The organism is Corallococcus sp. CA049B (assembly GCF_003611685.1).
GTDB classification, from domain to species: domain Bacteria; phylum Myxococcota; class Myxococcia; order Myxococcales; family Myxococcaceae; genus Corallococcus; species Corallococcus coralloides.
On sequence record NZ_RAWC01000381.1, the window covers coordinates 1 to 3,805 of the forward strand.

Consider the following 3,805-nt stretch of genomic DNA (forward strand, 5'->3'; position numbering starts at 1 on the left):
GGGCGGGGATGTGCTGTGGGTGACGTCCGGCACGCCGCGCTCGGATGAGGACCGCGAGCAGGTGGACGGGGAGCGGCTGGTGGTGACGCTGTCCCGCTACTCGGCGGACGGGATGAAGCAGTGGGCGAAGGAGTTCGAGCGCAACCGCCTGTCGGACCTGCGCGTGGCGGGCTCCACGGGGAGTGACGGCGCGGTGTTCCTGTCCGGCAACGCGTTCCTGTACTCGGCGGACTTCGGGCTGGGCGAGGCGCAGGACGGCTTCCTGGTGAAGTTCACGCAGGCGGGCGAGCCCGAGTGGCAGCGCCGCGTGGGCCAGAAGGTCTACGCGGTGGCGGCGGACGCGGCGGGCGGAGTGGTGGCCCTGGGCGAGGAGTGGACGCCGGAGGCCCACACGCCCCAGCTGGTGCGCTACGCGGCGGACGGCACGGTGAGCTGGACGAAGACGTTCGACGGCGCGAAGGAGGGCACGCTGCTGTCGGCGGTGGCGCTGTCGGGGACGGGCACGCCGGTGGTGGCCGGGCGGCTGGTGGGCCCGGTGACGGTGGACGGGCGCACGTTCGACGCGCAGGGCACGGGCGGCTTCGTGGTGCTGGCGTTCAGCGCGGACGGAGCGCTGGCGTGGGGCCGCGAGGTGCCGGGAGTGAACGGCCGCGTGGGCTCCGTGTCGGTGGGCGCGGATGGCACGGTGGCGGTGGCGGGCGAAGCGGTGGGCCTGCTGGTGTGGAACGGCGTGGCGCTGGATGAGGGCGGCCCGTTCGTGCTGACGGCGACGGCGGACGGGCAGGAGCGCTGGGTGAAGCAGCCCCCGTGCGGCGCGACGTCGGTGGGCACGGTGGCGGCGGTGGAGCCCGCGGGCCCGGTGGCCACGGCGTGCGGCAACACGGTGACGCGCTACGCGGCGGACGGCGCGCTGCTGGGCACGAGGTCGCTGGCGCCGGAGGCGTGCGAGAGCGGCACGTGCTCGCTGGCCGCGACGACGCTGGTGGCGGCGCCGGAGTCCGGGCTGGTGGTGTCCGGCTGGCAGCGCGACGGCGCGGGCGACACGTGGAACCAGGATGCGTTCCTGCGGCTCGTGACGCCGTGATTTGGACGGAGGCCTCGGGGCCGCGCTACCACGCGACCTCGATGCCTCCGGTGTCCTGCGCCCAGCCGGAGATGGCGCGGTCGCGGGTGAGGAGCGGCAGTCCGAGTCTGCGGGCCGCCGCCACGATGAGCCGGTCGAAGTGGTCCCGATGTTCCCAGTCGAGCCGGGCCGCCTCCCGGACATCCGCATCGCTCATGGAGTCGTGGACCAACTCCGGACAGTCAATGTCCGCCACCAGGCATCCAGCGTGGTGGGGAAACGCAGCTTCCCGCCCTGGGCCAGCAACCACGTCTCCAGCACGACGGGCGCGGGTACCACCAGATAGCCGCGCCGGTGCTCGAAGGCGGAGAACGCGCGCTTCGCCGTGGGCCCGAGCTTCTGGAACTGGTCGCCCGCGTAGAAGTGCAGGGCATTCGTGTCGAGCACGTAGCCCTCACTCACGCTCCAGCACCTCCGCGGAGGTCAGGGCCGAGCGCTGGAGTCGCTGACTGGGGCTCTCTTCGGCAGCCTCCAGGTCACCAACGATGCGCAGGGAGCCGCGAAGCTTCGACTTCCGCTTCCGGGCGGGACGCACCTTTCGCTCCGCTTCCAGCAGGGCCTCCAATCGCGAGGGCGCGATGAGGAACGCCTTCAGTTCATCGTGCACCGTGATGGCGGTGACATGCCGCTGGGTGGCCGCCTGCTGCACGAGCGCACTGAGATGGCTGCGCGCTTCGCTGAGCGGGATGCGCTGCATGGGCAGGGGCCACGTGGGCGGTGATGCGGCGGCGCGACGCGCGGTCGCGGGACGAGGAGGTGTCCGCCGTCGATGTTTGCTGGCCATGGTGCGCGGATAATAGGCGCAGGTCCGACATGCCTTCCGGCCCGGGCGTCAGGCCGCCGCCGCGGTGTTCAGCTTCAGGTCCTGGTTGAGCCCCGCGTCCTTGCGCACGCGCCAGATGTACTGGTCCAGGAAGTAGTGGTGCAGCGCGAAGCCCCAGATGAAGCCTTCCATCAAATCCCTCAGCGTGAGCCCACTGCCTCCCATCGCCACCTTCGCATCGAAGGAGCCGCAGCCCGGATGCACGCCCATTCCGCAGCCCAGTGTCCGGTACACCAGCGTGAAGGCGAGCCCGCAGAGCGCGTAGACGATGAAGCGCTGACTCACCCTCGGCGCCCAACCGAACGCGGTCCGGTCCACGCCGTCCGCGTGGTAGCGGTTGCGGTGAAAGAACCAGACGATGCCGTGGTACTGCACGTTGTGGAACGCCGTCACCGCCACGGTGAACATCAGGAAGTCCATCCGCCGCGACACCGACGGCCAGAACACCAGCGACGTCAGCCCCAGCGCCGCGCCCAGCATCAACACCTTGGGCCCGTTCACGCCCAGGCCCCGGCGCCACCGCCACACCTGCCTCGCCGCCAGCAGCCCCACCACCGCGAGCACCACCGCGAAGCACGCGTGCGCCACCCCGACCTCCCAGGTCGGCTCCGCCATCAGCCCCAACCGGCGCCGCGCCCCCGGATGCGTCAGCGCGAACGCCACGAACGGCGCGAGCAGCCCCACGTACAGGGTCACGCTGTCCAGCCGCCGGTCCCACGCGTCCCGCTCTCCGGCCTTGCGCTGGTAGAGCACCATGATGCCGTAGTGCTGCCGCACCACGTGCCAGTACGCCCACAGCGCCGCCAGCGTCACGAACACCGCGAACGGCCAGCGCTGCCCGGACAGCACCGACGCCGCGAACACCGCCGGCCCCGCCGCGAACCACGCCAGGCTGCCCCAGAGCAGCCGGGCTCGCGCCTTCCGCTCCCGAGCGTCCAGGTACGTGCGCGACACCGTCGCGAACAGGTGCGGCCCGTCCAGCAGCAGCACCCACGCCCACCACAGCGGCGGCCCGCTCACGCCCCCCAGCACGTGCAACGCCATCAGCGCCAGGCTCGCGCCCAGTCCCCCCACCGTGGAGAGCAGGTCATGCCGTCGGTCCACCAACCACCGCGCATGCAGGGGAGCCGGGGCGAAATGGGGGACCGCGTTCATCGGGGGACTCCCGTCCGGTGGACCCGGATCTCTTCCTGAGGGAAACGAAGTCCCAGGATAGCGGGGACATACAGGTAAGTCAGATGCGCACCTGGAGGTCTCGAACGGGCACCGGCCGGACGGGCAGGGGGCCAGAACCCCCTTGAGGGAATGGCCCCCGAACGCGACAGTGCTGAACCATGGATCAAGGTCGGCGTACCTCGGACCGCAAGTCGGTCGGTCTGTTGGTGAAGCTCAAGCATGAGACCGTGGGGAGCTTCACCGAGGAGTTCGCCACCAACATCAGCCCCGGGGGCATGTTCATCCGCTCGCGCACGCCGCAGCCGGTGGGCACGCCCGTGCGCTTCGACGTGCAGATCGCCAACGGCGTGCGCGTGCTTCAAGGCACCGCGACCGTGCGCTGGGTGCGCGACGTGAACGACCCCGCGGGGCCTCCGGGCATGGGGTTGCAGTTCCAGGAACTGGATACCGCGAGCCGCGCGCTCGTGGACCTGATGCTCCAGCGCAAGCCGGGTGGCGGTGCCGTGCCCGCCGCCGCGCCGCTGCCGTCCATTGCTCCGGTCGTGGCGCCGGGCATCGCGCCGTTGAGCGCGCCGGGCATCGCGCCGTTGAGTGCGCCGGTGCGTCCGCCCGTGGCCGCGCCGCCGGTTTCCACCGCCGCCGCGCCCCGGCCCGCCGCCGCCCCAGCGCGTCCCACCGCCGTC

At 71.8% G+C, this 3,805-nt stretch carries 6 protein-coding genes; 2 read left to right on the forward strand and 4 right to left on the reverse strand.

The genetic code is table 11. The annotated features are described in order from the left end of the window. Positions 1–1,084 (forward strand): hypothetical protein (locus D7W82_RS38740; RefSeq protein ID WP_120623054.1); only part of this gene is annotated, 1,084 nt, incomplete at its 5' end. A 25-nt stretch (positions 1,085–1,109) separates the two neighbouring features. Here the strand turns inward: D7W82_RS38740 and D7W82_RS40325 are convergent. From D7W82_RS40325 to D7W82_RS38755, 4 genes are all read right to left on the reverse strand, one after another. Beyond that, positions 1,110–1,280: a PIN domain-containing protein gene (locus D7W82_RS40325; protein WP_147439767.1), complete on the reverse strand. Its 171-nt coding sequence runs from the start codon at positions 1,278–1,280 to the stop codon at positions 1,110–1,112. Next, positions 1,277–1,525: a hypothetical protein gene (locus tag D7W82_RS38745; RefSeq protein ID WP_120623055.1), complete on the reverse strand. Its 249-nt coding sequence runs from the start codon at positions 1,523–1,525 to the stop codon at positions 1,277–1,279. Before D7W82_RS38745 ends, D7W82_RS40325 begins: the two co-directional genes overlap by 4 nt. Then, complete coding sequence (locus D7W82_RS38750) at positions 1,518–1,820, reverse strand: type II toxin-antitoxin system Phd/YefM family antitoxin (RefSeq protein WP_158617811.1); 303 nt, start codon at positions 1,818–1,820, stop codon at positions 1,518–1,520. Before D7W82_RS38750 ends, D7W82_RS38745 begins: the two co-directional genes overlap by 8 nt. A 135-nt stretch (positions 1,821–1,955) precedes the next feature. After that, positions 1,956–3,101, reverse strand: a complete 1,146-nt coding sequence (locus D7W82_RS38755) for a hypothetical protein (RefSeq protein ID WP_120623057.1) — start codon at positions 3,099–3,101, stop codon at positions 1,956–1,958. Between the two features lie 179 nt (positions 3,102–3,280). Here D7W82_RS38755 and D7W82_RS38760 point away from each other — a divergent pair. Continuing rightward, positions 3,281–3,805: TIGR02266 family protein (locus tag D7W82_RS38760; protein WP_199728000.1), on the forward strand; the 525-nt coding region annotated here is incomplete at its 3' end.

Excerpts from the sequence above, each read along its gene's own strand:
- D7W82_RS40325 (WP_147439767.1), bottom strand. The coding sequence starts at position 1,280 with ATGAGCGATGCGGATGTCCGGGAGGCGGCCCGGCTCGACTGGGAACAT.
- D7W82_RS38750 (WP_158617811.1), bottom strand. The coding sequence starts at position 1,820 with ATGCAGCGCATCCCGCTCAGCGAAGCGCGCAGCCATCTCAGTGCGCTC.
- D7W82_RS38755 (WP_120623057.1), bottom strand. The coding sequence starts at position 3,101 with ATGAACGCGGTCCCCCATTTCGCCCCGGCTCCCCTGCATGCGCGGTGG.